The following is a 24,637-nucleotide window of genomic DNA, read 5'->3' on the forward strand; positions in this document are numbered from 1 at the left end:
GGCCGGGCGGTGCCGCGGTACGGCGCGGAAGACCTCCCGGGCGCGGATCCCGTATGGAACCGTTGGTCCCATGACCGCGCCCGCGCCTTTCGGCCCCCGTGAGTTCCAGCTCGTCCTGTTGCGCCGGATGGCCGACCACCAGCCCGCCCTCGTCGACGGGGCCCGGCAGGAGCTGAGCGCCTCGCTCGCCGAGATGCGGGAGGCCAACCGGCGCTGGCAGGCCATGGTGCGGGCGCCGCGGGGGCGGGGCGCCCTGCGCCGCTACCGTTCGGTGCTCGGCGAGCCCGAGTCGTCCATGCGCCGCACGATCGGCGATCTGGAGTGCGACGCGCTGCTGTGGCCGGTGCCGCTCTGGCCGGATCTGCGGTTCGAGGTGATGGTCGCGCCGGGCGGGGCCGTATGGAACGAGTGGCTGGTCCGGGCGCCGGGGGCACCGGGCCCCGAGTTGCGTACGGTCGAGGATCTGCGGCCCTGGTCGGGCACGGTGGACGAGGTGGCACGGGCCTTCGCACCGGCCCGCCCGATGGAGGGCAGCGCGCCGACCCGGTGGGCGCTCGCGATCGACGCGCCGGGCTCGGGCGAGCCGTATGTCGCCGAGTTCACCTGGGGGCTGTTCCAGCGACTGCTGCCCGGCTGACCTCCCCGTACCCCGCGCGCTGTCACTCCGTCAGCTCCGTACCTCCTACGGCTCATCCCGACGCGCGCGACGACTCCGAACGGCGCACGATGCGAGGACAGCCGGCTGCCGCCGGAACCCCCTCAGTGCTCTCGGGAGAACCTGCCGTGACCGTCAGCCTTGAGCAGTTGCGCCGTTGCCATGTCGCCGTCGACCTCGGCGCCGCCCGGACCCGGGTGTACGTCAAGGGACTCGGGCTCGTCGTCGACGAGCCGAGCGCCGCCGCCATGAACACCCGTACCGGCTCGCTCATCGCCGTCGGCGCACTCGCCGAACAGATGACGGGCCGCACCCCCGACTACATCCGGGTGGTCCGCCCGGTCACCGGCGGAACCGTCATCGACATCGAGATGGCCCAGCGCATGCTCCGCCAGCTGCTCGGCGACAAGCTCCGCCGCCAGCTGCGCCGCAAGCCCCGGCTGCGGGCCGCCGCCTGCACGCCGCACGACAGCGATCCGCTGGCCCAGCGGGCCACCGTCGAGACGCTGGTGGGGCTGGGCGCCCGGCGGGTCGAGCTGGTCGACACCCTGATCGCGGCGGCCGTCGGCTGCGGGCTCCCCGTCGAGCAGCCGACCGCCACCATGATCATGGTGTGCGGAGCGGCGACCACCCAGATCGCGGTGCTCTCGCTCGGCTCGATCGTGTCCGCCGTACGCATCCCCATCGGCGGCGACGCCATCGACCACGCGGTGATCCAGTATCTGCGCCAGCACCACGAGCTGATGCTGCCGAGCCAGGCCGTACGGCCGCTGCAGCTGGCGCTCAGCGGCAGCGGTCTGACCGCGCACGGGCCCGCCACGACCGAGATCCACGGCCGGGACGTGGCGACCGGTCTGGCCCGCGCGGTGCAGGTCGACACCGCCGCCGTGCGCAAGGCGATCCACGCGCCGCTGACCGCGGTGCTCGACGGCCTCGGCAAGATCCTGCGCGACTGCCCGCCCGACCTGGTGGCCGACCTCGTCGACTGCGGGATCATGATGGTCGGCGGCAGCGCGCTGCTGCCCGGTCTCGATCGGATGCTGCGGGAGGCGACGGGCATGCCCGTGCACATCGCGGAACGGCCCGACGTCTGCTCCGTACTGGGGCTCGGTGCGATGCTGGACGGGAAGATCGAGCCGTTGGTCCTCGACCCGCTGGCCTGCTGAGCACCGCGGGGGGTGCGCGTATGACCGAAGAGACGGAGAACGGGGTGGCGGCGCGCCCGGCCGCGGCGGCCCCCGGCGAGGAGGCGGGCGGCGGCCCGCAGGCGCCCCGGCTGCCGATGCTCCTGGAGGCGGTGCTGAGCGTCGGCACCGATCTCGAACTGCGGGCCACGCTCCAGCAGATCGTGGACACCGCCACCGCGCTGACCGGGGCCCGGTACGGCGCGCTCGGCGTACTCGACCCCGAGCACGGCACCATCAGCGAGCTGTTCACCTCGGGCCTCGGCGACGCTGCGCGGGAACGCATCGGCCGCCTCCCGGGCGGACGCGCGGGGATGCTCGGCGTCCTCGTCGCCGAGCAGCGGGCGCTGCGCTCCGACGATCTGACCGCCGACCCGCGCTCCTGCGGAGTACCGCCCGGCCATCCGCCGATGCGCTCCTTCCTGGGGGCACCGATCCGGGTGCAGAACCAGGTGTTCGGCAACCTCTGCCTCACCGAGAAGGGCACCGGCCGCTTCACCGATACGGACCTGGCGCTGCTGAGGGTGATGGCCTCGCAGGCCGGGATCGCGATCGGCAACGCCCGGCTGTACGAGGCGGCCCGGCAGCGGGAGCGCTGGATCGAAGGGGCGGCCGCCGTCACCACGACCCTGCTGACTGGCGGGAACGCGGCGGACGCGCTGATGACCGTCGCCGAGGAGGCCAGAGCGCTCGCCGACGCCTTCGCCGGGGTGATCCTCCAGCCGAACGAGGAGGGCGGGATGGAGATCGTCACCGCGTCCACGCTCGACGACCCGGCGGGGATCGTCGGTACGACCATCGAGCCCGGCTCCGCCGTGCTGGTCCAACTGCTGGGCGGCGAACCGGTGTTCATCGAGGACTCGGCGACCGATCCACGGATGACGACGCATGTGCGGTCGCGGTTCGGCCCCAGCATGATGCTGCCGCTGCGCAGCGGCGGGCGGCTGATCGGCACCCTCGCCCTGCCCCGGCGGCGCGGCGCGCGCCCGTACACGGCCGTGGACCGGCAGCTGGCCTCGCAGTTCGCCTCGCAGGCCGCGCTCGCCCTGGTCCTGGCGGACGCCCAGCACGACCGGGAGCAGCTCGCGGTGTACGAGGACCGGGACAGGATCGCCCGCGATCTGCACGACCTCGTCGTCCAGCGGCTGTTCGCGACCGAGATGATGCTGGAGTCGACCCGCCGCAGGGCCCCCGCCCCGGAGACGGACGAGTTGCTCGGCAAGGCCGTCGACGAACTGGACTCCACCATTCAGGAGGTGCGGACGGCGATCTTCGCCCTCCAGCAGCCGCCCGCCGAGGTCCCCGCCACCTTCCGCGGCCGGGTGCTGCGGGAGACCGGGGGCGCCGCCGCCGTCCTCGGCTTCCAGCCGTCGGTGCACTTCAACGGGGCGGTCGACGCGCTGGTCGGGGAGCCCGTGGACGGCCGGCTGCTGGCCGCGCTGCGGAGTGCGCTCGCCGCCGCGCACCGGCGGGCCGGGGTGTCGGCGATCGAGGTGGAGGTGGACGCGGCGGCCGTGCTGCCGGACGGGCGGGCCGCGGTCCGGCTGTCGGTCGCCGACGATGGCCGCGAGGAGGACGGCTCGCGCTCGTCGACCGTCATCTGGCAGGAGCCGCTCTGAGCGCGACGCGGGTGTTGGAGTGGGCGACACCGGCCTCCCGCTTGAGTCTGCGCAGCAGTCCGTCCAGGGCAGCGGTGTCGGCGACGGTGGCCCGTACGAGGTAGTCGTGGCCGCCGGTCACATGCACCACTTCGGTGATGCCGGGCAGCGCGAGCACCGCCCGTTCGAACACTTCGTTCGTCGTGTCCATACGCAGCGTCACGTCGATGAAGACGACAAGGCCGGTGCGGGTGTCGGCGGCCGGATCGATGATCACGGTGAAGCCGCGGATGACACCGTCGCGCCGCAGCCGGCGCACCCGGTCGGCCGCGGCATTGGCACTGAGCCCGACCCGTACGCCCAGATCGCGGTACGAGATCCGGGCATCCTCCTGGAGGATGCCGAGAATCTCCCTGTCCAGACGGTCCATACTGCGATTGTCTCAGTTATGTCCGGTTTACGACTTCTATCTCCGGTTTACGGCTTCACGAGGCGCACCGGGGCCCCGTCCCGTCCCGGGCGTCGACGGCTCCGGCCGCCTTGCCCCGCACGGAGCATCCCGGCGGGCCCGCGGCTTGTGCCCGCTCTTGACTGAGGGGGTGGATACAGCCGTCGACCAGTCCCCCGCCCGGTGGGCGCGGTGTCCGCAGCCGCCTGCCGCAACCTCGTGATGGCCACGGTCGGTTTCGGGCCGGCCTTCTGGGCCTGGAATCTGATCGCGCCCATGTCCGGGGAGTACAAGGACCGGCTCGGCCTGGGCTCGTTCGAGCAGTCACTGCTGGTCGCGGTGCCGGTACTGGTCGGTTCGCTGGGCCGGATCCCGGTGGGCGCGCTCACCGACGGGAGTAGGGCCCGGCCGCGCACGGGTTCGCGCGCCCCACCGCCGCGGTTCCGGAACACTCGGGCGGCCCGGCGCCGCGCGGGCCCGGACCGGTGGCGGTCCGTCCTCGAACGCCGGACGGGCCGGACGGCCGCGCCGGTTAGCCCGCTTCGCGACGGAACAGGCTTGGATTCCCGGTTCGGCACGGGCGGACAGCCCTTAGGGTGCGGTGGGTGACTCCTCTTCTGTGTGTGCCGGATGACGGTTCCGTCCGGGAAGCCGTCCGGTTCGGCGAACACTCCATGACGTACGACCGGTTGGCCACCGCCTCCACCGCGCTCGCCGCGCGCCTCACCGGCGCCGGGCGGGTCGCCGTCTGGGCCACGCCCACGCCCGAGACCGTGGTCGCCGTCGTGGCCGCGCTACGGGCCGGGGTGCCTGCGGTGCCGCTCAATCCGAAGACGGGGACGCGCGAACTCGGGCACATCGTGGCCGACAGCGCACCGGACGTGGTGCTCGCCGCTCCGGGCGACGTCCTCCCGCCGGTGCTGGACGCGCCGGCCCGTATCGATGTCGACACGGCCCCGGCCGGGGAGGCGGGCGCCACACTCCCCGAGCCCTCCCCCGAGTCCCCCGCGCTGATCGTCTACACCTCCGGCACCACGGGCCCGCCCAAGGGCGTGGTCCTGCCGCGGCGGGCGATCGCCGCGTCACTGGACGCGCTGGAGGACGCCTGGCAGTGGACCGGTGACGACGTACTCGTCCACGCCCTGCCGCTGTTCCATGTGCACGGTCTGGTCCTGGGCGTGCTCGGGCCGCTGCGCCGGGGCGGATCGGTGCGGCACCTGGGCCGGTTCTCCACCGAAGGGGTGGCCCGGGAGCTGTCGTCCGGCGGCACGATGCTCTTCGGCGTACCGACGATGTACCACCGGCTGGCCGAGGCCCTCGACGGCGCCCGCCCCGGTGCGGCCGGGCTGGCGAAGGCGCTGGCCGGGGCCCGGCTGCTGGTGTCCGGCTCGGCCGCGCTGCCGGTCCACGACCACGAGCGGATCGCGGCGGCGACCGGCCGCCGGGTCGTGGAGCGGTACGGCATGACGGAGACCCTGATGAACACCGGCGTCCGGGCCGACGGCGAACCGCGCCCCGGCACGGTCGGCGCACCCCTGCGCGGCGTCAGCCTCCGCCTGGTCGAGGAGGACGGCACCGTCCTCACCGCCCCCGACACCATCGGCGAGATCCAGGTACGCGGCCCGAACCTCTTCACCGGCTACCTGAACCGCCCCGACGCCACCGCCGCCGCACTCACCGAGGACGGCTGGTTCCGTACCGGGGACATGGCCACCCGCGACACCGACGGCTATGTGCGGATCGTCGGCCGCAAGGCCACCGATCTGATCAAGAGCGGCGGATACAAGATCGGCGCCGGTGAGATCGAGAACGCGCTCCTCGACCACCCCGGCGTCCGCGAGGCCGCCGTCACCGGTGAACCCGACCCGGATCTGGGCGAGCGGATCGTCGCCTGGGTGGTGCCGGCCGACCCCGCCGCGCCCCCGGCCGAGGACGAGCTCGCGGACCATGTGGCCGCCCAGCTGTCCCCGCACAAGCGCCCGCGCACGGTCCGCTACCTTCAGGCGCTGCCCCGCAACGACCTGGGCAAGATCATGAAGCGGTCGCTCCATGCCTGACCGGCCGACCGCGAGGGCGGCGATCGCGGCCGTCACCACCGGGTTCGAGGAGATCACCGAGCCCGCCGTCCCCGGCCGCGGCACCGCCGGGGACGGGCCGCTCTCCTGGGCCGGGTACGCGGACTCCCGGGCCCGTGCCACCGCCCGTACCGGCGAGGAGGAGTCCGTCGTCCACGGCCTCGCCACGATCGGCGGCCTGCGCTGTGTCCTGCTCTCGTTCGAGTTCGGCTTCCTGGGCGGTTCGCTCGGGCAGCGCACCGGGGACCGGCTGGAGGCCGCGTACGCGGCGGCCCGGACCCGGGGGCTGCCGCTCGTCTCGCTCATCGCGACGGGCGGCAGCCGGATGCAGGAGGGCATGGTCGCCCTGACCCAGCTGCAGCGCGTGGCCCGTGCCTCGGCGCGGCTGCGGGCGTCCGGCCCCGCACAGCTCGCGGTGGTGCGCGACCCGACGACGGGCGGCGGCTGGGCCACGCTGGGCGCCGGCGCCGATGTGATCCTGGCGCTGCCGGGCGCCCAGATCGGGTTCGCCGGCTCCCGGGTACGGCCCGCCGGCGCGGACCCCCACGCGTACACCGCCGAGGGCCAGCTGGCCGCCGGCCAGATCGACGCCGTCGTCCCGCCGGACGAGCTCCCGAAGACCCTGGCCCACTGGCTGCGGGCCCTGCACGTCTCCGGCTCCCCGGCCCCGGATGCCGCCCCGGTGCCGGACGCCCTTTCCGCCGCCGGTCTCCCGGTGACCGGCTGGGACGCGGTCCGGCAGGCCCGCTCTCCCTCGCGGCCGCGCGCCGAGGCGTACCTGAACGCGTATTTCGACCACCGGCTCCCGCTCAGCGGCGACCGCTGCGGTGGTACGGACCCGGGGCTGCTCTGCGGTTTCGGGCGGCGTGGCGGCCGGACGATCGCGTACGTCGCCCAGTGCGGCACCGCGACCCGGCCGGCCGGCTACCGCACGGCGGCCCGGGTGATCCGGCTGGCCGACCGGCTCGGTGTTCCCGTGCTCACCCTGATCGACACCCCTGGCGCGGCGAACGACGCCGAGGCGGAACGGGCGGGCGCGGGCGCGGCCATCGCCGACGCCTTCGCGGCGATGGCCGGGGCCCGGGTCCCCGTCACGACGCTGGTGATCGGCGAGGGCGGTTCGGGCGGCGCGCTGGCCCTGGCGGCACCGGGGAACACCCATGTCACCCGGGACAGCTACTTCTCGGTGATCGCCCCGGAACTCGCCGCGGCGATCCTGAAACGCGCCCCGGACGAGGTGCACGCCACGGCCGACCAGCTGCGGCTGCGCCCCCAGGACCTGGTGGAGCTGGGCTTCGCCCGGTCCGTCGTGCAGCCGCTGCCGCCCGGGGGCTGAGCCGTCAGGGCCGCGGGTTCTCCGCGTCGTACCGCGCGAACCCGCGCCACCGCAGCCCCAGCAGCGCCACGGCGACGACACAGGCGATCCCGCCGCCGGTCACCGCCAGGCCGGGCGAGGTCAGGTCGGCGAACGATCCGGCCAGGAAGTCGCCGAGCCTCGGTCCGCCCGCCACGACCACGATGAACACGCCCTGCAGCCGTCCTCGCATCTCGTCCGGCACGGCCGCCTGGAGCATGGTGTTCCGGAAGACCATCGAGGTGGTGTCCGCGCACCCGGCGAGCGCCAGGAAGATCAGCCCGAGCCAGAGCTGCCGGGTCAGCCCGAAGAGCGCGATGGCGGTACCCCAGCAGGCGACGGCGAGGAGTACGGCGAGGCCGTGGCGGCGGACGCGTCCCAGCCATCCGGAGAACACCCCGCCGAGCAGCGCCCCCAGCGCGGGGGCGGCGACCAGCAACCCGGTGGTCTTCGCGTCGCCGCCGTACCAGACCACGGCGACGACGGGGAACAGCGCCCGGGGATGGGCCAGCACCATGGCGCACAGATCGGTGAAGAAGGTCATCCGCAGATTGGGCCTGGCCCCCAGGAAACGCAGCCCGTCCGCGACGGACGCGCGCTTGCCGCCCGCGCCCTCCGCCCGCTCCGGCAGCATCGAGGGCAGCCGCCACATCGCGTACAGCGAGGCGGTGAAGGTGACGGCGTCGACGGTGTACGCGGCCCGGTATCCCCACCAGCCGACGACGATCCCGCCGAGCATCGGCCCGACCAGCGTGCCGGTGGTGCTGGTCATGGAGTTGAGGGCGTTGGCGGCGGGCAGCTGCTCGGCCGGCAGCAGCCGGGCGATCATCGAGCTGCGGGCCGGTGAGTTGACCGCGAAGCAGGCCGCCTGCAGGGCGACGACCGCGTACAGCAGTCCCACCTGTTCCACCCCGGCGACGGCGGCGGCGACCAGCCCGACGGAGAGGAGAAACGACCCCGCGGAGCTGGCGAGCCCCAGCTTGCGCCGGTCGATGGTGTCCGCGACGGCCCCGCCGTACAGCCCGAAGACGACCAGTGGCAGGAACGAACAGAATCCGATGAGCCCGACCGAGAAGGCGGAGCCGGTGATGTCGTAGACCTGGAGCGAGACGGCGAGTGCCGTCATCCCCTGCCCGATCCAGGAAACCGTGTTTCCGAACCAGAGCCGCCGGTAGTCGGGGGAGGTCCGCAGGGGTGTCAGGTCGGCGAATATGCGTGTGCGGTGGGCGGGTTCTTCGGCTGCGTCGGCCGCGTCGGCTGTTTCGGTCACAGCGGATGGTAACGACCGGCGTGCGTCCGACGGTCCGGCCGCCCTCGGGTGCGCCCCGTATCCGGCCGGGCCTCCGGGTCAGGGGGCCCGGCCGGGCGCGCACTTGGGCGCCGTCCGCGTCCACGTCCGCTTACCGCCAGTGGATTCCCGACGTGCGGGCGGGCGGGTAGACGGTGCCGTTGCGGGGTGGGACACGGCGCTCGAACAGGGTGGCGTACAGGCCCTTGCGGCCCAGGAGTTGGGTGTGGGTGCCCGATTCCACCAGCCGTCCCTCGTCCAGGACCAGGATGCGGTCGGCGTCCGCGGCAAGGGCCAGGTCGTGGGTGATCACGATGGTGGTGCGTCCCTCGGCGAGACGCCGCAGCGGCGCCAGGATGCGCTGCGCGGCCAGCCTGTCCAGTCCGGTGGTGGGCTCGTCGAGCAGGAGCACGGGTGCGTCGCGCAGCATGGCGCGGGCGATCGCGATGCGCTGCAACTGACCGCCGGAGAGCCGGGACGTACCCGTGGATATGACAGTGTCATATCCCTCCGGCAATGTCCGGATGAAGGCGTGGGCGTCGGCCGCCCGCGCGGCCTCCACTACGTCACGGTGTGTCACATCGCTGCGTCCACAACCGATGTTCTCCTCGATGGTGTCGTGCAGGACGAGCGTCTCCTGGGGCAGCAGCGTGATGTTGCGGCGCAGGTAGGTCAGCGGCAGCCGGTCCACGGACACACCGTCGAGCCGCACGCTGCCGGCGTCCGGGTCGTAGAACCTCAGCAGCAGAGCCGCCAGGGTCGACTTGCCCGCGCCGCTGGGGCCGGTGATGACCAGCAGTTCTCCGGGACTCGCGGTGAACGAGAGGTCCCGGAGCACGGGCTCGCCGCTGTCGGGGTAGTGGAAGAGGACCTGGCGCGCCTCCACCTCGCCGAACGCACGGCTCCGGGGCGGGTCGGGCACGGAAGCGGCCGGGTCGGTGACGGCGGGCCGGGCGTCGAGGATCTCCAGCAGCCGTTCGGCTCCCGCGGTCGCGGCGGTGGCCGTCAGGCCGAGCTGGCCCAGGGAGCGGATCGGCGGGTAGAGGTAGCCGATGAAGGCGGCGAAGGCCAGGAGCTGCCCGAGGGTCATCCGGTGCGCGGAGATCTCCCAGACCCCCAGACCGATGACGGTCAGGACGCACACGGTTTCGAGGACTTCGACGAGTTGCTCGTAGAACTCGGTGAGGCGGACGGCCCTCACCGCCGTCCTCATCCGGACGCGTGCCTTGCCGAAGAGCCGCGCCTCCTCGTCGGGCTGCCTGTTGTACGCCTGCGTCATGACCACGTTGACCAGCGTCTCCTCGACCACCGCCGTCACGGCGCCGTCGGCCGCGCGGCCGCGCCGGGAGACCGCGCGCAGGGGCCCGGTGAACCAACGGGTCGTGAACCAGAAGAGCGGCACCATGACAAAGGTGGCAAGGGCCAGGTCCCAGCGCAGCCACAGGGCCGCGGCGGCGTAGAAGAGCGTGCTGAACAGGGCGGAGGCCGCCCCGACGATGCCGGAGACCACGAGCGCTTCGATGGCTTCCACGTCACCGGTCAGCCGCTCCACCAGGTCGCCGCGGCGATTGCGTTGGTAGAAGTGCGGCGGGAGGGTCTGGAGGTGGCTGAAGACACGGGCCCGCAGCCGCATCACGAAGCGTTCGGCGACCCAGGCCGCGATCGAGTTGCCCAGGTACCCCACCACGGCTCCGATGGCGGCCACGGCGAGCCACTGGCCCGCCGGCTTCCAGAAGGCGCTGATCGAGCCGGTCTGGAGGGCCTTGTCGGTGAGTTCGGCGAAGAGCAGGACGGTGATCGTCTCGGCGACGGCGGCGAGGACGGCGCACACGAAGATGAGGACGAGCCAGCGCCGGTCTCCCACGGTCAGTGGCCAGAAGCGGCGGAACGCCACCAAGATGCTGATGGGATCGGTGCGGATCGGTACGTCCGTCACCGAGTCCTGAGAGGTCTCTTCGGAGGGCGCTTGGCCCCTAAGCGAGCTGCGCAGGCGCATGGGCGTCACGTCACAGAAGTGCTCGGACTATGGACCATCTCCATAGGCGCGGACCCCAAACCTGCGAGGCCGACCCGCGCCGGAGCACGAGCCTGCCTCGATTTGGGGATGGTGTCAGGGATGGCTGGTCAGTAGCCCCAGTCGCCGCCACCACGGCCGCCGCGGCCGCCACGACCGAAGTCGCCATAGCCCCGGCCACGTCCGTATCCACCACGTCCGCGTCCATAGTCGCCGCCGCCGCCACGGCCGCGTCCGCGTCCGTAGTCGCCGTGATCCCTGTCCCTGTGGTCGAAGATGCTGCGTACCTTCATCTTCGCCTCCTCTGGAGGATTACGCTGTGCCGCTCCTTGCTCTTGCTGCGGCACTACCGACACTACGACTGCCCTCTGCGACCAACAACCCGTACAAGCCGCATTTCGAACATATTTCACGAAATACCGTAAACCTTCAGAGCGTTGCCACAAGTGACTCTCCGGATGCCTTGCGAAGTCGCGCCCCGCCACACGCAAACAAGGCCTCCCGTACGCCACCTGACGGCACGAGGGGTCGGGCGGACGACCCGCCGGGCGGCGGTGCGGCCACTCGGCGCCGGTCCGGAGCCGCGACCGGTGCCGGCGCATCCCGGTGACCCATTTCACCTGCGGTTTCGCCGATGAACCGGACATCTCCATCCGATTCGATCCGCTCCGTCCTCCTCGACCGGCTTGATCCGATGCGGTGAGGCGACCGCCCCGCGGGATGCCGAGCACGGCACAGGGGGGCAGTGACACCGGTGCGACTGCCGCCCAAGACGCGTGCCATTCGGGCGAAGGAGGAGGCGTACGACGCCGAACGCCCCCGTCAAAGGCCGTCGGGACGTCCGCCGACCACAGACAGCGAACCACGTTCCGTAACCGGATACGTCCGACAGGCCACCTGGGGGGGCTCAGCAAGTCCTGCGGAAGCGAGGGCGACACCATGGACTCGGTTAGGGTATTTGTTCGATTTCCTTGCAAGCCGCCACCCGCCGTCGCCGCCGCCGGTGGCCAGGGACTCGGCACCGAGGATGACGGCCGGGCCCGTCCCGCCTCCCGCCGGAGCGGCACTTCGCCCTCCGGACCTCCGGCCGAGGGAGCTGTTCCGCTTTCCTCTGCGGGTTTACCGGAGGCCTCTACTCCGAAGGCAGTGTGTCGGCGCGGTCACCTGATCCGTCACCGGCCCGACCACGAAGCAGTGACTCGTGATCGTGTGAAGACTTCCGTTCCGATGCGTTCCACTCCTGCCCGTCGGGGCAACGGCATAATCGTATCGATCTCTTGATCTTGCCCGTTTGGCCCCGGGAAAGGGTGAGAGTGACAGACGTAAGGGCGGGTGTTCCTGCTCCTTTTCGGGCGACGTGGCCTTGATCCCGTTCGTCGGGTAGTGGTGTACTGCTCGGCGCGCCGCTGCGCGAGAGCGTGCCAGAGCCAGAATTACCCATAGGAGCTGTGGCGTGTCGGCGGGATACGGAGAACAGATCGGTCCGATTCAGGCCGGCAGAGAGGAACCCTCATGTTTGATGAAAGCTTCGCATTCCCTTCCGAACTTCGGGAGCGGGCACGCATGGGCGGTGATTTGGGGCAGGTCGCTGTGATCGGTGCCGGTGTCGCCGGGCTTGTGGCGGCCTATGAGTTGCAGCAGCGCGGTTACGACGTGGTGGTGTACGAGGGGGCGAGTCAGCCGGGCGGCCGGGTGCGCACCCATCGGTTCTGGGACGGCACACACGCGGAGTTAGGGGCGATGCGCATTCCTGACAATCACCACTGCGTCTTGCATTATGTTCAAGAGTTCGGCTTGGGGGTTCGCCCCTTCATCAACTCCAACCCGGCCGCTTACTACCATTTGCGGGGGCGGCGGGTTCGGATTTTCGACACACATCACCTCTTTCCCGATTTTGAATTGCGAAGCACCGAGAAGGAGCCTCCTTTTCTGCTTCTCGACCGCCTTTTGCGGACTGTATGGGAAACGCTGGACTTCGGGCAGCAGCGCCGCGTGCTGCAAGGTCAGTGGGATGATCCGGCTCTCGGCCGACTCATGTCGGTATCACTGTGGCAGTTTGCGCACGAACACCTGTCAAAAGACGCCTGGGACTTCGTGGGACACGCCACAGGTCTGGTTCACTACGAGCAGTCCTCTTTGCTGGAGGTCCTCGTCGACCACTTCGGCCTGTTCCACACCGGCCAGGTGGAACTGGTTGACGGGATGGATTCCCTGGTGCGCGCGTTCGTGGGGCGGCTGCTCCCGGGCACGGTCCAGCTGTCCACCGACATCAGAGAGATCGTTCTGACCGGCCGAGGGGCGACAGTGCGGGGCACACGGATGGGAACGTCGTTCGACAGGGATTTCGATTTCGTCATCTGCTGCGTTCCTGCTCCCGCGCTTGACCGGATGACGTTCCGGCCCGGCCTGCCCCACCAACAGCGCCAGGCCATCCGCGGCATCAGCTACGCCAGCAGCTCCAAGACCCTGCTGCACCTGACGCGGCGCAGATGGGAGTCGCGCGATGGCCTGTTCGGCGGGGGCAGCTTCACCGACCTGGCGATCCAGCAGTGCTGGTACCCCTCGGACAATGCCCGCCCCGGAAGAGAGAATGCCGCCGGCTTCACACCACGCTGGACTGCCCAGGATCCGCAGCGCTCCGAAGCGCCCACAGCACTTCTCGGGGCCTACCTCTGGGGGGCCAACGCCCGCCGCTTCGCCGCGATGCCGTCCGCCGACCGTGACCGCCTGGTCCTGGACGGTCTGGAACAGCTCCACCCCGGCATCACCGAAGACGTCGACGACATCTTCCACTGGAACTGGGGCGAGCAGGCAGGAATGGGAGGCGGCGCTTTCGCGCACTTGAGACCGGGAGAACACGGCCGCCATCTCGAAGCGCTCGGCTCTCCCCACCCCGCCGAGGACCCCCGGGTGTTCTTCGCCGGTGAACACCTGTCCGGTGCGCACGCATGGTGTCAAGGCGCCGCGCAGTCAGCCCTGAGCGTCGTCAGCCGACTGCTCGGCATGCAACAGCGCACATCGACCGCTACGCCAGTGGGGGCAGCATGACCAGGAAACCCGCCTTGACCCACGACGACCTCTCCACGGTCATGGCTCCGTCGCCGGCCGCGACGGAGCAGGTGGGCATCGAGATCGAGTCCGGTCTCGTCACGCCCGAGACCGGACGCGCCACTCCCTATCGGGGCGAGAACGGCACCCTGGCAGTCCTGGAGACACTTCTTGAGGAGTGGGGCGGCGAGCGCCTGGAGGATGCCGGTCTCCTGACCGGTATCCGACTTGAGGACGGCACCCAGATCACCCTCGAACACGGTGGACAGGTGGAGTACTCGTCCGCCCCCGCACCAAACCTGCAGAGTGCGGTGGATGACGCGCGCAACACCTTGCAACGGCTCGCGGAGCTCGTCGGCCGGTTCGGCCTGGCTCTCCTGCCCGGCGCCAACCTCCCCTTCGACGACCCCTCCACCATGAACTGGGTGCCCTCCACCCGGGGCGCACTCATGCGCGACTTCTTCCAGCGCCTGGGAACCGCCGGGAGCGGTGCCCCGCAGATCATGACGACATCACTCTCCACCCAGGTCCACGTGGACTGCCTGAACCCGCAGGACTTCACCCGCAAACTACGCATGCACACAGCCGCCGCACCCGTAGTTGCTGCGCTGTTCGTCAACTCACCCCTACAAGCCGGGCGTTCGAACGGACTCCTGTCACACCGCTCGGACGCGTGGCTGCGCATGGACCCACGCCGCTGCGGCACGCTTCCCCCTGCCCTGCGCCCGGACGTCAGCGTCGAAGACGTCATCGACTGGGCCCTGCACGTTCCCATGCTCTACCACCGGTCCGCCGACGGAAGATACCGCGCGGCTCCCGACCGCCCCTTCGCCACCGTCCTGGACAAGGGCTTCGACGACGGAACCATGCCCACGATGCACGACTGGACCGCTCACCTGTCGCAGATCTGGACCCACGTCCATGTCCGCCGCACCCTCGAACTGCGCGGCGCCGACGGACCGCACCACCACCACATCCCAGCCGTGCCGGCCCTGTGGGTGGGCCTCAGCTACCACGCCCCCTCACGCGACGCCGCCTGGAACCTGCTCAGTCACTACACCGTGCGGGACCACGACGATGCCCTGCACAACCTCCCGCGCCAAGGACTGCGGACGAAACTGGGCAACGACCGCGTCCATGACCTCGCCACCGAACTGGTACGCCTCGCGCGCCAGGGCCTGACGGCCCGGGTCGCAGCAGGTCTCGAACCCACACAGGTGGTGGACCACCTCGACCCGCTCGACGAAATCCTCACCACAGGACGGACCTTCGCGGAACAGACCCTGGAACGCTGGGACACCGATCTGCGCCAAGACCCGCAACGGTATGTGCAGGCATTCCGGGTCTGATCCCCCGACACCCTCCAGGTGCCGTCGCTCGGTGCGGCGGAGCCGAGAGGTCTTCTCCGGGTGCACCGCGACGAGCCACTCGTCCCATGCCGGATCCAGCTGATCCGTGCACGGTCAGCCGTCGCAGGCCGGCCGGTCATCGATGGGTGAGAAAAGAAGTCCGGACGACCCCACAGGGTCACCGCCGCAGCGACCCGTCACACGTTCCCACTGGACGACAGTGCCGCTCTCGCGGCGTTCGTGCAGGCCGCGCAGGATCTTCAGGGCGCCGTACAGAGCCCGAGGCATCGGTTTGCCGCCAGGAAGCCTCCGCCGCTCGTCCCGGCTCCGGGTTCGCCCCGCTGATCCACGTCGGCCTCTTCGTCGACGACTTCCGTGGTCGCCCGGGGCAGCCCGCAGGCCGGGGTACCCCGGGGCGGCCGCACGGCGGCCGAGGACGTCATCCCCGCACTCGTCAGGGCGTTGGGCGAGTTCGAAGCCCTCCGCGTCCAGTCGGAACAGGTCGTCCCGCACCGCTGGGGCGACCCCAGGCAGCCGAAGGAGGAACTGGACTTCACCGGCGGTGCTGAGCATCGAGGTCACCGAGGCTTCCGTCAAAACCCGCGCGGGTTTCGCAGCGGACTCCCCCGAGTGCGGTCCGATCCAGGAAGACACCTCGCACGACAGCGCGTGGCGGGGGCTCATCCCTGTCCACGAGGTCTACAGCCCTCCGAAGGCCGAGTCGGGGATGACCGTCGGGCCCCCTGACTACGTCAAGAACTACCGACGTCCCAGGACCTGATCACTTCGTGGCCCGGTGGCCGGCCGCTTCCCCGGCCGGCCACCGGAGAACAGAACCCTGGGCACCCTGCGCCGATCCTCGTTCCCCCGCTCCCCTGCTCGCCGCTCGGATCACTGCGTGTGATGAACCGAATGGCACGGCACGTACACGTCGGCCCGTCTCCGGACCGCCCTCAGCCGACGGGTTCTCCGGACCGGGCGATCGGCCAGGGGCACGGAGCGCAGTCACGCCGGAAGCCCGCGAGGCGGGCCGAGCCGGGTCATGGCTCGCCCGAGCCGGGTGGGGAGCCGCGGAGGGTGGCCATGCGACGGTGGTACTCGTCGTCGTCGATCTCACCACGTGCGTACCGCTCGGCGAGGATCCGCTCCGCGGACGACGGGCCGGGCTCGGGCCATCCGGGCGCGGCAGGGGGCCGGCCGCCGACCGGATGGCTCCGGCTGAACGCGCGCAGGAGCAGGACCACGGCGATGATGATCAGCACCCAGAAGAGGATCATGCCGAACGTCATCGCGAACCAGGCCCACCCGCCCATGCCGCGGTGGTACCAGAACATCATCGAAGATCACTCCCCCTTGTTCGTCCGGTGGGGGTGCGGGCCCGGCGCCCGCAGAGAGCCTCACGTTCCATCTTCCCTCTCGCCTGAACGAAGTGGACGAGAGAGCGGACCTGCCGGTCGTGCCCGCGGACGGCAGGCCGGTGCAGGGTCGTGAAGAGCACGAACAGCAGCTGCGGGGCGACCGGACCCGGCAAACACTTTGGGTGACCAACCAGGTACGGTATGTGATGTGCTCGTGATGCGGCGTCACTCCCGGTCGTCCACGCTCCCAGCGGTCCTCGCTGTGGTGCTGGCCGCTCTCGTGCACGTGTTGGCCTGCGCCCATGGGCCCGAGTTCGGGCGCGCGGCCATGTCCGACTCCTTTCCCGTCGCGGCTGCGGCCGTGATCGCCGTGCCGGCGTCGAGTCCGGTGTCCGCTCCGGTCGCCGGGGAGCAGGGGCTGCGGTTCGCCGACTGCACGGGGGGCGACGACCCGAGTGTGCTGTCCCGGGACGTGTACGTGGCACCGGCGCCGGAGGTGATGGCGTCCACGAGCACGGTGGAGCCGGAGCCGCTGGCGGTTGCCCGGCGGAGAGCGCCGGTGGAGGGCGCGCCCGGGGATCACGGCGAGCAGCAACGGGTGCGGGCGGTGCTGGGGGTGTGGCGGACGTGATCGGGACACGCCGCGCGGCGTGACGGGTGTGGCCGGATGGCCCCGTCGTGCCGCGGGCGTCCGCGCGTCCTGAACAGCCGTCACGATCACGCGGCCCGCCGAAGGGCGAGGTCGCGGGAGACCACACGCGATGACATCTCCGTACACCCGCACCACCTCTGCCTGTTCACCTGCCCAGTTGCCCGCGTCCGGACCAGCCGCGCAAACGCCGGCCGGACTCGTCGGCGACACCCCGCTGCTGTGGGTCGGTGAGCCGTTCACCACCACCGGCCACGGGTTCTGGGCGAAACTCGAAGGCCAAAACCCTGGCGGGATCAAGGACCGGACCGCTCTGTACATGGTGGCCCGCGCACGCGAACGCGGCGAGCTGCTGCCCGGAGCGCCGATCGTGGAGTCCACTTCCGGCACGTTGGGCCTGGGCCTGGCGCTGGCCGGGGTGACGTTCGGGCATCCGGTGGCGGTGGTCACCGACCCCGGCATGGAGCCGCTGATGCGCGGCCTGCTCACCGCCTACGGCGCCGAACTGCATGGCGTGACCGAGCCGCATCCGGTGGGCGGCTGGCAGCAGGCCCGCCGCGAGAAGGTCGACCAGCTACTGGCGACACGGCCGGACGCCTGGTGTCCGGATCAGTACCACAACCCCGACAACGTGGCCGCCTACGCCCCGTTGGCCCACGAGCTGGTCGCCCAGCTCGGCCGCATCGACACGCTGGTGGTGAGCGTGGGCACCGGCGGGCACTCGGCCGGCATCGGCCGGGTGCTGCGCGGCTTCTTCCCCGCCTTGCGGATCGTGGGGGTCGACACCTGCGGCTCCACGATCTTCGGTCAGCCCGCCGCACCGAGGCTGATGCGGGGGCTGGGTTCCAGCATCTACCCGCGCAACGTCGACTACGCCCTGTTCGACGAGGTGCACTGGGTCGCCGCCGGTGAGGCGGTCTGGTCGGCCCGCGCCCTGGCGAAGGCCCGGTACGCGACGGGCGGGTGGAGCGTGGGTGCGGTCGCGCTGGTCGCCCGCCGGCTTGCCGCCGCATCGGCGGCGGAGACGCGGATCGCCGCGGTGTTCCCCGACGGCCCGCAGAGGTATGTGGGTACGGTCTTCGACGACGCCTGGTGCCGTACCCACCAGCTGCTCGGCCAGGAACCCGCCGCCGAGCCGGACGAGCTGGCGCATCCCGGTGAGCGGGTCGTCGTCCGCTGGAGCCGCTGCACGGCGGTCCTCGATCCCCTGGCCGGGACCACACGTACGGCTGCCGAGAAGCTCGGGCCGGCGGGGGTGACCCGGTGAAGGCACTGATGGCGACGGCACGGAGTTTCTCTCCGGCGGTACGGCTGCTGATGGTGAACCAGTTCGCCATCAACCTCGCGTTCTACATGCTCATGCCCTATCTCGCCGCTCACCTCGCAGGGCAACTGGGGCTGGCGGCCTGGGCGGTCGGGCTCGTGCTGGGGGTGCGGAACTTCTCCCAGCAGGGCATGTTCCTGATCGGCGGCACCATCGCCGACCGCTTCGGCTACAAGGCCCCGATCATGGCCGGCTGTCTGCTGCGCACCGGCGGGTTCGCCCTGCTGGGGTGGGTCGACAGCGTGCCCGCGCTGGTGGCCGCGTCGGCGGCCACCGGGTTCGCCGGGGCCCTGTTCAACCCGGCCGTACGCGCCTACCTCGCCGCCGAGGCCGGCGAGCGGCGGGTGGACGCCTTCGCCGCGTTCAACGTCTACTACCAGGCCGGGATGCTGCTCGGCCCCGTGGTCGGACTCGCCCTGCTGGCAGCCGACTTCCGTCTGGTGTGCACCGTCGCCGCCACCATTTTCGCCGCGCTCACCGTGCTCCAGGGCCGTGCGCTGCCGGCCCGCCGCGCCACCGCCGCCAAGGACGGTGGGGGCGCGGGCGGGGTGCTCGCACAGTGGCGCCAGGTGGTGGCCAACCGGCCGTTCCTGCTGTTCTCGCTCGCGATGATCGGCTCCTACGTGCTGACCTTCCAGGTCTACCTGGCCCTGCCCATGGCCGCCGGTGCCGCGCTCGGCGCGGACGGCACGAAGGCCACGAGCGGCCTGTTCGTGCTCTCCGCCGCGGTGGCGGTCGCCGGGCAGCTCAGGCTGACCGCCTGGGCGAAGGCGCGGTGGAGCCGCCCGCAGGCGATGGTGCGCGGGCTGGCCGCGATGGGCCTGGCGTTCACTCCGCTCGCCCTCGCGCAGGCCGCCGGAACGGGGATGTGGCAGACCCCGGCCGAGCTGGCGGCCCTGGCGGCGGCCGTCGTCCTGCTGGCGGCGGGCGGTGCGGTGGTCTACCCGCTGGAGATGGACACCGTCGTGGCCCTCTCCGGCAACCGGCTGGTGGCCACGCACTACGGCCTCTACAACACCGTCTCCGGCCTCGGTATCACGCTGGGGAACCTGGCCACCGGTGCGCTGTGGGACTTCGCCGCCGCCCATCACGCGCTGTGGCTCACCTGGGCGGTGCTGACGGCGACCGGGCTGGGTTGCGCCGGCGCCGTGTACGGACTCGCGCGCGCCGGCCGCATCGGCACCCCGGCACCCGTGCCCCTGGCCGTCTGACCCGGCCACCGCACGGAACGGCGTCCGGGCCGCTCATCGCTCTCTCGCTGCGTGGACGTGCCCCGCGCAGGCGAGCCGAGTGCGGCCCGGCACCTCCGCTCGCCGTGGGCGGTGAAGGCGACGCGGCGTCGCGAACGCATGCAGAGAGATCGCCGCCTGACCAGAAGCCATCTTCGTCTCGGGACGGGTACCGGCTGGCCGGCCCGGGGGCGCGGGGTCGACGCGGCGGCTGGGTCGTGGGCTCCGGGGTACGGGAGCATCCCCGCGGGCGCGGGGCGACTCGTCACGTCCGATCACGGTCCGGGAGTCCCGCGGACCATCTCTGCGGGCGCGGGATCGACAGCGTGAACACGCCCTTGCGGACGCGGGATGCCGGACCATCCCCGCGTTGCAGTGGGCTTCACAGGCCAGGCTGATCCCTGCCCGCCACACATGGTTACGTTCCGTAACGGAGGCCCTCCGGATGCCAGTCACCGCTTCGACCGAGCCGGGGCTGCTCCGTGCCGGGGCAGGCTGCAGTGGCCTGCCGCTCTCCACTGCTCTGTACTGCCAGCCCCCCGGACCTGCCATCGACCGGGCCGCCTACAAGGTCACCATCACCATGCTCACCACGGACGCTTGACGCTACCCAGCTCCGCCCTAACTGAACGGCGTTGTTTCGAAGGACTGTCCCGCAACCCCTGGCGGGCGTGCGACGACAGCTACGGCGACGCGCGCGGAAGGGATGTCCGCGGCCTGGGTCGCCGCCGTCTCCTTCGGCGCGGCGGGGGCCTGAGGTGCCTCGGCGATCGCCGAGCCGGCGCCGTCGATCAGGGTGGCCGACAACGCCAGAGCAAGGGTGCCCGCTATGTAGCGCAGGGCCCTGCCCGGTCTTGACCGCCCGGGCTCGTGCGCATATCTGTGAACTCCCACCGCTCCTCGGTCCATTGATGCCTTCGCGTTACTCATGTGAAGCAAATTTGAAGGCAACAAGGAGAAAAAGGGGGGTCGTCGACCGCGGCCCCGGCCGCCCGCCGAGCACCATGGCGCAGCAAGGAAGGGATCGGCGGCCGGGCGCTCGACTTCGACCTGCGCCGCGTCGATCCCTTCGTATACAAGCCATCACGACTTCGCCCGGTTGCGACGCACTGACCGGCCCCTCACCTTGGTGCCTGTCAACGACCACGCATTCCCATCAGCCGATGATCGCGACCGGGGCGTCCCATGTGTTGCGGTCAACGGTGATGGTGTAGCCGCCGCGGGTTTCCTTGCTGTTGACCATGTACTGGTGGCCGCGGCTGTGGTCGGTGAACTGGGCCGGCTTCCACGGCCAGTCCGCGGTGGTCGTGTCCTTCTTGTCCCACAGCGCGTACCAGAGGTTGCCTGGCAGGTCCGTCTTGTTCGTGGCGGTGGCGATGGCCTTGGCGCTGGAACTACTGAAACCGTAGAAGCCTCCACGGTAAGTGGCATTGCGCAGAGTCTTGGTGAAGGAGCGCACGTACGTCAGGACGGCGTCGTTGCACGCCTTGTCGGTGATGTCGTACGGCTCCATGTCCAGGTAAATGGGGCTGCCGGCCTTCATCCCAAGTGCTGATGCCTTGGCCACTGCGTCCTTGGCGTTGCTCGCACCGACGGAGGCGGCCGTGGAGGAGGTGAACTTCTCAGGGTTCGCGCTCTTCTGGCAGGGTGGCTGCGCGCCGACGTAGAGCGGGATCAGCTTCCAGCCGGTGGCGCTGACCGACTTCACCCAGGACTTGGTCAGGTTGGGCTGGGCGCAGCCACGGTTCTTCCCGCCGATATAGACGGCGGCGGCGCCGTAGAACCCCGTGTGCCACGCCTTCATCGCAGTGAGCGAGGGGGCGGTACACGTGTCGAACGCCCGGCCCGTGTAGGTCTTCTGCGCAGGCCAAGCGGTAGCTGCCATGGATGTCTGTGCCGCAAACCCGGCACCCGCGACCCCGACAACACCCGCAGTCGCCCACGCGATGTAACGGCCCTTCTTGGACAGCCTGTGTCTGGACATTCCCCACCCCATTCAGTTGCGGCTCACGGCCGCATCCGGCGCACCCACGAACGGCGACCGGCAGGAACCTGCGACAGGGCCCTGCCGCGACACGGGTGCAGCGCGCGCATACAGTGGCGCGGCATCTGTGCTCCGGAAGGCCGAAGCGCATCGCACAATAGCCGACGCGGATGACATGACTGGGACGGACGCAGGACAGTCCATGTCGCGCGACTTTCGGCCCGAAGCGTGGGCCTGCGACAGTGCTTCCCCTGGAGCACTGCCCTGAGCCGCTGCATCTGGGACGATCCGCACGTCGTCGTTGCCGCTCTCAACGATCGACCCCGCAAGACAGTGGGAACGTTCCGGCAAGGGCGACCCCGTGGTGGGGTGGGTGGGACCGTCAATCGACGCCCACCGACGCGCCCCACAAAAGCCAGGTCACAGCCGTCCAAGGGACCTCTTTGACGCGCGAAGGCTCACGTTCGCCGCACCTTCGTGAGGCGTCCGCTGCACGCGAAATGCCCCCACAAAAACGCGTTTCCCCAGGTCAGAACGATTCTGCCTGGGGTTGCTCGGTGGGGCGGGTGGGACTCGAACCCACGGCCGACGGATTATGAGTCCGCTGCTCTAACCGGCTGAGCTACCGCCCCTTTTCGGCGTGGCGCGTACAAGTGTGCGCGCCGTCTGCCGCAGCATAGCCGGTCATACGATCTCTCGCTCCGGATGGTCGGCTACTCATGACCATGAAGACCGAGGCGCGCCGCGCGCGGTTCCGGACGGCGCGAAGTGGACGCGAAAGAGTTACGTGAACCCCATGCGCACCACGCCGCCCATCGCGGCGGTGGACGGCCACGGGCACACGAAAAAGGACCCCGCAGGGCCCTCCTCCGATCCGCTCCCCCGACTGGACTCGAACCAGTAACCCTCCGGTTAACAGCCGAATGCTCTGCCAATTGAGCTACAGGGGATCGCGCTCCCCCGACTGGACTCGAACCAGTAACCTGCCGGTTAACAGCCGGCTGCTCTGCCAATTGAGCTACAGGGGATTGCTGCGTTTGCACCGGACCCCACCTACCTGGCTGCTGCCGGGCGGCGTGCGTTCGCTGCGACACATACATTAGCGCAAGCAGGGGGGTGCTTTGCCAATCGGTATCGCCCGGGGTGATCTCGGGTGCCCGCGGGTAGGCGGGGCAGCACACGTCGCACTCAGCCAAGGAAGGGTGGCAGCCATGCGGTACCGGCTCACGTTCATCGCCGGACTGGCCCTCGGATACGTGATCGGCACGCGGGCCGGGCGCGAGCGCTACGAGCAGATGAAGAAGTCCGCACGCCGGTTCGCCGAGAACCCCGCCGTGCGCAACACCGCCGAGTCGGCGGCGCAGAGCGGTCGCGATCTGGCCGGCAGGGCCTGCCACGCGGTCGGCGAGAAGATGCCCGCCTCGGTGGCCGACCGGGTGCGCTCGCTGCGGGACCGCAGGCAGTACGGCCGGAACGGCGAGGACGACTGGGGCACCTCCAACACATAGCCGGGGCCCGCCCGCCCCCGCCGCACCACCGGTACGGAAACACTCCGGCGGTGCGGCAGAATCGTGCGCATGGGCATAGTCGCCGGCTTGGACAGTTCTTCCGCCTTCACGCACATCGTCGTCTGCGACGCGGACACCGGCGCGGTGCTGCGCCGGGGGTACGCCGCACACCCCGTCGAGGCGAAGGCCACCGAGGTCGACCCGCAGGCATGGCTGCTCTCACTCGGTGAGGCCGCCGGCGGCGGGCTGCTCGAAGGCGTGCAGGCCATCGGTGTCTCCGCGCAGCAGCACGGCCTGATACCGCTGGACCACCAGGGCAATCTCGTCCGTCCGGCGCTGCTCGGCAACGACAGGCGGGCGCAGGTCGCCGCGGCCGATCTGGTCGACGGGCTCGGCGGGCGGCAGTCCTGGGCCGAGGCGGTCGGGACGGTGCCGCAGTCCGCGCAGCCGGTGTCGAAGCTGCGCTGGCTGGCGCGGACCGAGCCGGAGGCGGCCCAGCGCGTGGCCTCGGTGCTGCAGCCGCACGACTGGCTGGTGTGGCAGCTGCTGGGTCGGCCGGCCCGGCGGACCACCGACCGGGGCGCGGCGTCCGGCACCGGTTACTGGTCGGCGGGCAGTGGTTCCTACCGGCCCGATCTGGTGGAGCTCGCCCTGGGCCACCAGGCCGCGCTGCCCGAGGTGCTCGGCCCCTCCGACGCGGCCGGGACGACGCCCGAGGGGCTGCTGATCTCCGCGGGGACCGGCGAGACCATGGCAGCGGCGCTCGGGCTGGGGGTCGGGGTCGGCGACGCGGTGGTGTCGCTGGGCGCTTCGGGTTCGGTGATGGCGGTGCACCACGAGGCGCTGTCCGACCAGAGCGGGATGATCACCTCGTTCGCGGACGCGACGGGGATGCATCTGCCGGTGGTGTACACGTCGAACGCGGTACGCGCGTTGCGCGGGACCGCCGAAATGCTGGGCGTGGAGGGGCTGGAGGAGCTGTCCGCGCTGGCGCTGAAGTCGACGCCGGGCTCCTCCGGGCTGGTGCTCCTGCCGTATCTGGAGGGCGAGCGGACCCCGCATCTGCCGCACACGGCGGGGACGCTGTGCGGGCTGCGGCGCGAATCGATGAAACCGGAGCATCTGGCACGGGCGGCGTTCGAGGGGATGCTCTGCTCGCTGGCCGACGCGCTCGACGTGCTGCGCGGTCGCGGTGCCGAGGTGCGGCGGGTGTTCCTGCTGGGGGCGGCGGCCGAACTGCCCGCCGTACAGGGGCTCGCACCCGCGCTGTTCGGTACGCAGGTGGTCGTGCCGCAGCCCGCCGAGTACGCGGCGCTGGGCGCTGCCCGGCAGGCGGCCTGGGCGCTGGGGGTCTCGCAGGGGACGGCCGATCCGCTCACTCCCCCGGCCTGGCAGGGCGCCGCGGCGCAGGTGCTGGAGCCGGGCGAGGAGCTGGCGGTCGGGCAGGCGGTCCGCCAGCAGTACGTAGCGACGCGGGACCAGATCCATCCCGGGGCGTTCGACTCCGCGCCCTGAGCCGCCCACCGCGCGCGGCAGGACCGGGTACACCGGCGGAAAACGATCTTCCGCTCG

The 24,637-nt window shown here is 71.1% G+C and carries 21 protein-coding genes, 3 tRNA genes and 1 pseudogene; 15 read left to right on the forward strand and 10 right to left on the reverse strand.

Annotated elements, in window-relative coordinates:
* Positions 1 to 70: 70 nt before the first annotated feature.
* The 3 genes from ACIOMQ_RS12985 (at position 71) to ACIOMQ_RS12995 (ending at position 3,458) form a co-directional block, all read left to right on the forward strand.
* On the forward strand, positions 71 to 637 hold the full coding sequence (locus ACIOMQ_RS12985) for a hypothetical protein (RefSeq protein WP_362194361.1): 567 nt from the start codon (positions 71 to 73) through the stop codon (positions 635 to 637).
* A 146-nt stretch (positions 638 to 783) separates the two neighbouring features.
* Complete coding sequence (locus tag ACIOMQ_RS12990; protein WP_362194358.1) at positions 784 to 1,821, forward strand: rod shape-determining protein; 1,038 nt, start codon at positions 784 to 786, stop codon at positions 1,819 to 1,821.
* A 116-nt stretch (positions 1,822 to 1,937) separates the two neighbouring features.
* Positions 1,938 to 3,458, forward strand: a complete 1,521-nt coding sequence (locus tag ACIOMQ_RS12995; protein WP_401264296.1) for a GAF domain-containing protein — start codon at positions 1,938 to 1,940, stop codon at positions 3,456 to 3,458.
* On the opposite strand, the gene ACIOMQ_RS13000 is transcribed toward ACIOMQ_RS12995, so the two are convergent.
* A complete protein-coding gene (locus tag ACIOMQ_RS13000; RefSeq protein ID WP_266733210.1) occupies positions 3,436 to 3,867 on the reverse strand; it encodes an Lrp/AsnC family transcriptional regulator in 432 nt (143 codons plus the stop codon). The genes ACIOMQ_RS12995 and ACIOMQ_RS13000 overlap by 23 nt on opposite strands.
* A gap of 169 nt (positions 3,868 to 4,036) precedes the next feature.
* On the opposite strand from ACIOMQ_RS13000, the pseudogene ACIOMQ_RS13005 reads away from it, so the two are divergent.
* The 3 genes and pseudogenes from ACIOMQ_RS13005 to ACIOMQ_RS13015 form a co-directional block, all read left to right on the forward strand.
* A pseudogene (locus ACIOMQ_RS13005) lies at positions 4,037 to 4,278 on the forward strand (MFS transporter); the annotation flags it as partial.
* Positions 4,279 to 4,559: 281 nt separating this feature from the next.
* The gene (locus ACIOMQ_RS13010; RefSeq protein ID WP_402189101.1) at positions 4,560 to 5,942 is read left to right on the forward strand and encodes an acyl-CoA synthetase; all 1,383 of its coding nucleotides are present in this window, start codon (positions 4,560 to 4,562) and stop codon (positions 5,940 to 5,942) included.
* Complete coding sequence (locus tag ACIOMQ_RS13015; RefSeq protein WP_362194351.1) at positions 5,935 to 7,296, forward strand: carboxyl transferase domain-containing protein; 1,362 nt, start codon at positions 5,935 to 5,937, stop codon at positions 7,294 to 7,296. Before ACIOMQ_RS13010 ends, ACIOMQ_RS13015 begins: the two co-directional genes overlap by 8 nt.
* Positions 7,297 to 7,300: 4 nt before the next feature.
* Here the strand turns inward: ACIOMQ_RS13015 and ACIOMQ_RS13020 are convergent, their stop codons facing one another.
* From ACIOMQ_RS13020 to ACIOMQ_RS13030, 3 genes are all read right to left on the reverse strand, one after another.
* Positions 7,301 to 8,584, reverse strand: coding sequence for an MFS transporter (locus ACIOMQ_RS13020; protein WP_401263988.1), 1,284 nt, complete (start codon positions 8,582 to 8,584; stop codon positions 7,301 to 7,303).
* A 130-nt stretch (positions 8,585 to 8,714) separates the two neighbouring features.
* Positions 8,715 to 10,598, reverse strand: coding sequence for an ABC transporter ATP-binding protein (locus ACIOMQ_RS13025; RefSeq protein ID WP_401263990.1), 1,884 nt, complete (start codon positions 10,596 to 10,598; stop codon positions 8,715 to 8,717).
* 128 nt (positions 10,599 to 10,726) lie between these two features.
* The gene (locus ACIOMQ_RS13030; protein WP_362194342.1) at positions 10,727 to 10,909 is read right to left on the reverse strand and encodes a hypothetical protein; all 183 of its coding nucleotides are present in this window, start codon (positions 10,907 to 10,909) and stop codon (positions 10,727 to 10,729) included.
* A 1,219-nt stretch (positions 10,910 to 12,128) separates the two neighbouring features.
* Here ACIOMQ_RS13030 and ACIOMQ_RS13035 point away from each other — a divergent pair.
* The 3 genes from ACIOMQ_RS13035 to ACIOMQ_RS13045 all read left to right on the forward strand — a co-directional run bounded on the left by ACIOMQ_RS13035 (position 12,129) and on the right by ACIOMQ_RS13045 (position 15,794).
* Entirely contained in the window at positions 12,129 to 13,664 is a 1,536-nt protein-coding gene (locus tag ACIOMQ_RS13035) for a flavin monoamine oxidase family protein (RefSeq protein ID WP_402188956.1), read from the forward strand.
* Positions 13,665 to 13,678: 14 nt separating this feature from the next.
* Complete coding sequence (locus ACIOMQ_RS13040) at positions 13,679 to 15,013, forward strand: glutamate-cysteine ligase family protein (RefSeq protein WP_401937740.1); 1,335 nt, start codon at positions 13,679 to 13,681, stop codon at positions 15,011 to 15,013.
* Positions 15,014 to 15,575: 562 nt separating this feature from the next.
* A complete protein-coding gene (locus tag ACIOMQ_RS13045) occupies positions 15,576 to 15,794 on the forward strand; it encodes a hypothetical protein (protein WP_402188958.1) in 219 nt (72 codons plus the stop codon).
* A gap of 259 nt (positions 15,795 to 16,053) precedes the next feature.
* On the opposite strand, the gene ACIOMQ_RS13050 is transcribed toward ACIOMQ_RS13045, so the two are convergent.
* Positions 16,054 to 16,350 carry an SHOCT domain-containing protein gene (locus ACIOMQ_RS13050; protein WP_362194330.1) on the reverse strand — a complete coding sequence of 99 codons (297 nt, stop codon included), beginning with the start codon at positions 16,348 to 16,350 and terminating at the stop codon, positions 16,054 to 16,056.
* Positions 16,351 to 16,579: 229 nt separating this feature from the next.
* Here ACIOMQ_RS13050 and ACIOMQ_RS13055 point away from each other — a divergent pair, with 229 nt between their 5' ends.
* The 4 genes from ACIOMQ_RS13055 to ACIOMQ_RS13070 all read left to right on the forward strand — a co-directional run bounded on the left by ACIOMQ_RS13055 (position 16,580) and on the right by ACIOMQ_RS13070 (position 20,177).
* The gene (locus ACIOMQ_RS13055; RefSeq protein ID WP_401753245.1) at positions 16,580 to 17,002 is read left to right on the forward strand and encodes a hypothetical protein; all 423 of its coding nucleotides are present in this window, start codon (positions 16,580 to 16,582) and stop codon (positions 17,000 to 17,002) included.
* 130 nt (positions 17,003 to 17,132) lie between these two features.
* Complete coding sequence (locus ACIOMQ_RS13060) at positions 17,133 to 18,287, forward strand: PLP-dependent cysteine synthase family protein (RefSeq protein WP_362194324.1); 1,155 nt, start codon at positions 17,133 to 17,135, stop codon at positions 18,285 to 18,287.
* Positions 18,288 to 18,295: 8 nt separating this feature from the next.
* Complete coding sequence (locus tag ACIOMQ_RS13065; RefSeq protein ID WP_402189103.1) at positions 18,296 to 19,555, forward strand: MFS transporter; 1,260 nt, start codon at positions 18,296 to 18,298, stop codon at positions 19,553 to 19,555.
* A gap of 463 nt (positions 19,556 to 20,018) precedes the next feature.
* Positions 20,019 to 20,177, forward strand: a complete 159-nt coding sequence (locus ACIOMQ_RS13070) for a hypothetical protein (RefSeq protein ID WP_402188961.1) — start codon at positions 20,019 to 20,021, stop codon at positions 20,175 to 20,177.
* Between the two features lie 17 nt (positions 20,178 to 20,194).
* On the opposite strand, the gene ACIOMQ_RS13075 is transcribed toward ACIOMQ_RS13070, so the two are convergent.
* The 5 genes from ACIOMQ_RS13075 to ACIOMQ_RS13095 all read right to left on the reverse strand — a co-directional run bounded on the left by ACIOMQ_RS13075 (position 20,195) and on the right by ACIOMQ_RS13095 (position 22,585).
* Positions 20,195 to 20,467 (reverse strand): hypothetical protein, encoded by a 273-nt coding sequence (locus ACIOMQ_RS13075; RefSeq protein WP_402188963.1) that lies wholly within the window; start codon positions 20,465 to 20,467, stop codon positions 20,195 to 20,197.
* A 262-nt stretch (positions 20,468 to 20,729) separates the two neighbouring features.
* Entirely contained in the window at positions 20,730 to 21,557 is an 828-nt protein-coding gene (locus ACIOMQ_RS13080) for a glycoside hydrolase domain-containing protein (RefSeq protein WP_362194315.1), read from the reverse strand.
* 558 nt (positions 21,558 to 22,115) lie between these two features.
* A tRNA-Ile gene (locus ACIOMQ_RS13085) sits at positions 22,116 to 22,189 on the reverse strand.
* Positions 22,190 to 22,434: 245 nt separating this feature from the next.
* Positions 22,435 to 22,507 (reverse strand) — tRNA-Asn (locus tag ACIOMQ_RS13090).
* A 5-nt stretch (positions 22,508 to 22,512) separates the two neighbouring features.
* Positions 22,513 to 22,585: transfer RNA gene (locus tag ACIOMQ_RS13095), tRNA-Asn, on the reverse strand.
* A 183-nt stretch (positions 22,586 to 22,768) separates the two neighbouring features.
* On the opposite strand from ACIOMQ_RS13095, the gene ACIOMQ_RS13100 reads away from it, so the two are divergent.
* Positions 22,769 to 23,065, forward strand: coding sequence for a YtxH domain-containing protein (locus ACIOMQ_RS13100; RefSeq protein ID WP_389796556.1), 297 nt, complete (start codon positions 22,769 to 22,771; stop codon positions 23,063 to 23,065).
* Positions 23,066 to 23,134: 69 nt separating this feature from the next.
* Positions 23,135 to 24,580, forward strand: coding sequence for an FGGY family carbohydrate kinase (locus ACIOMQ_RS13105; RefSeq protein WP_402188965.1), 1,446 nt, complete (start codon positions 23,135 to 23,137; stop codon positions 24,578 to 24,580).
* Positions 24,581 to 24,637: the final 57 nt, after the last annotated feature.

This window comes from Streptomyces sp. NPDC087845, from assembly GCF_044742755.1.
GTDB lineage: Bacteria > Actinomycetota > Actinomycetes > Streptomycetales > Streptomycetaceae > Streptomyces.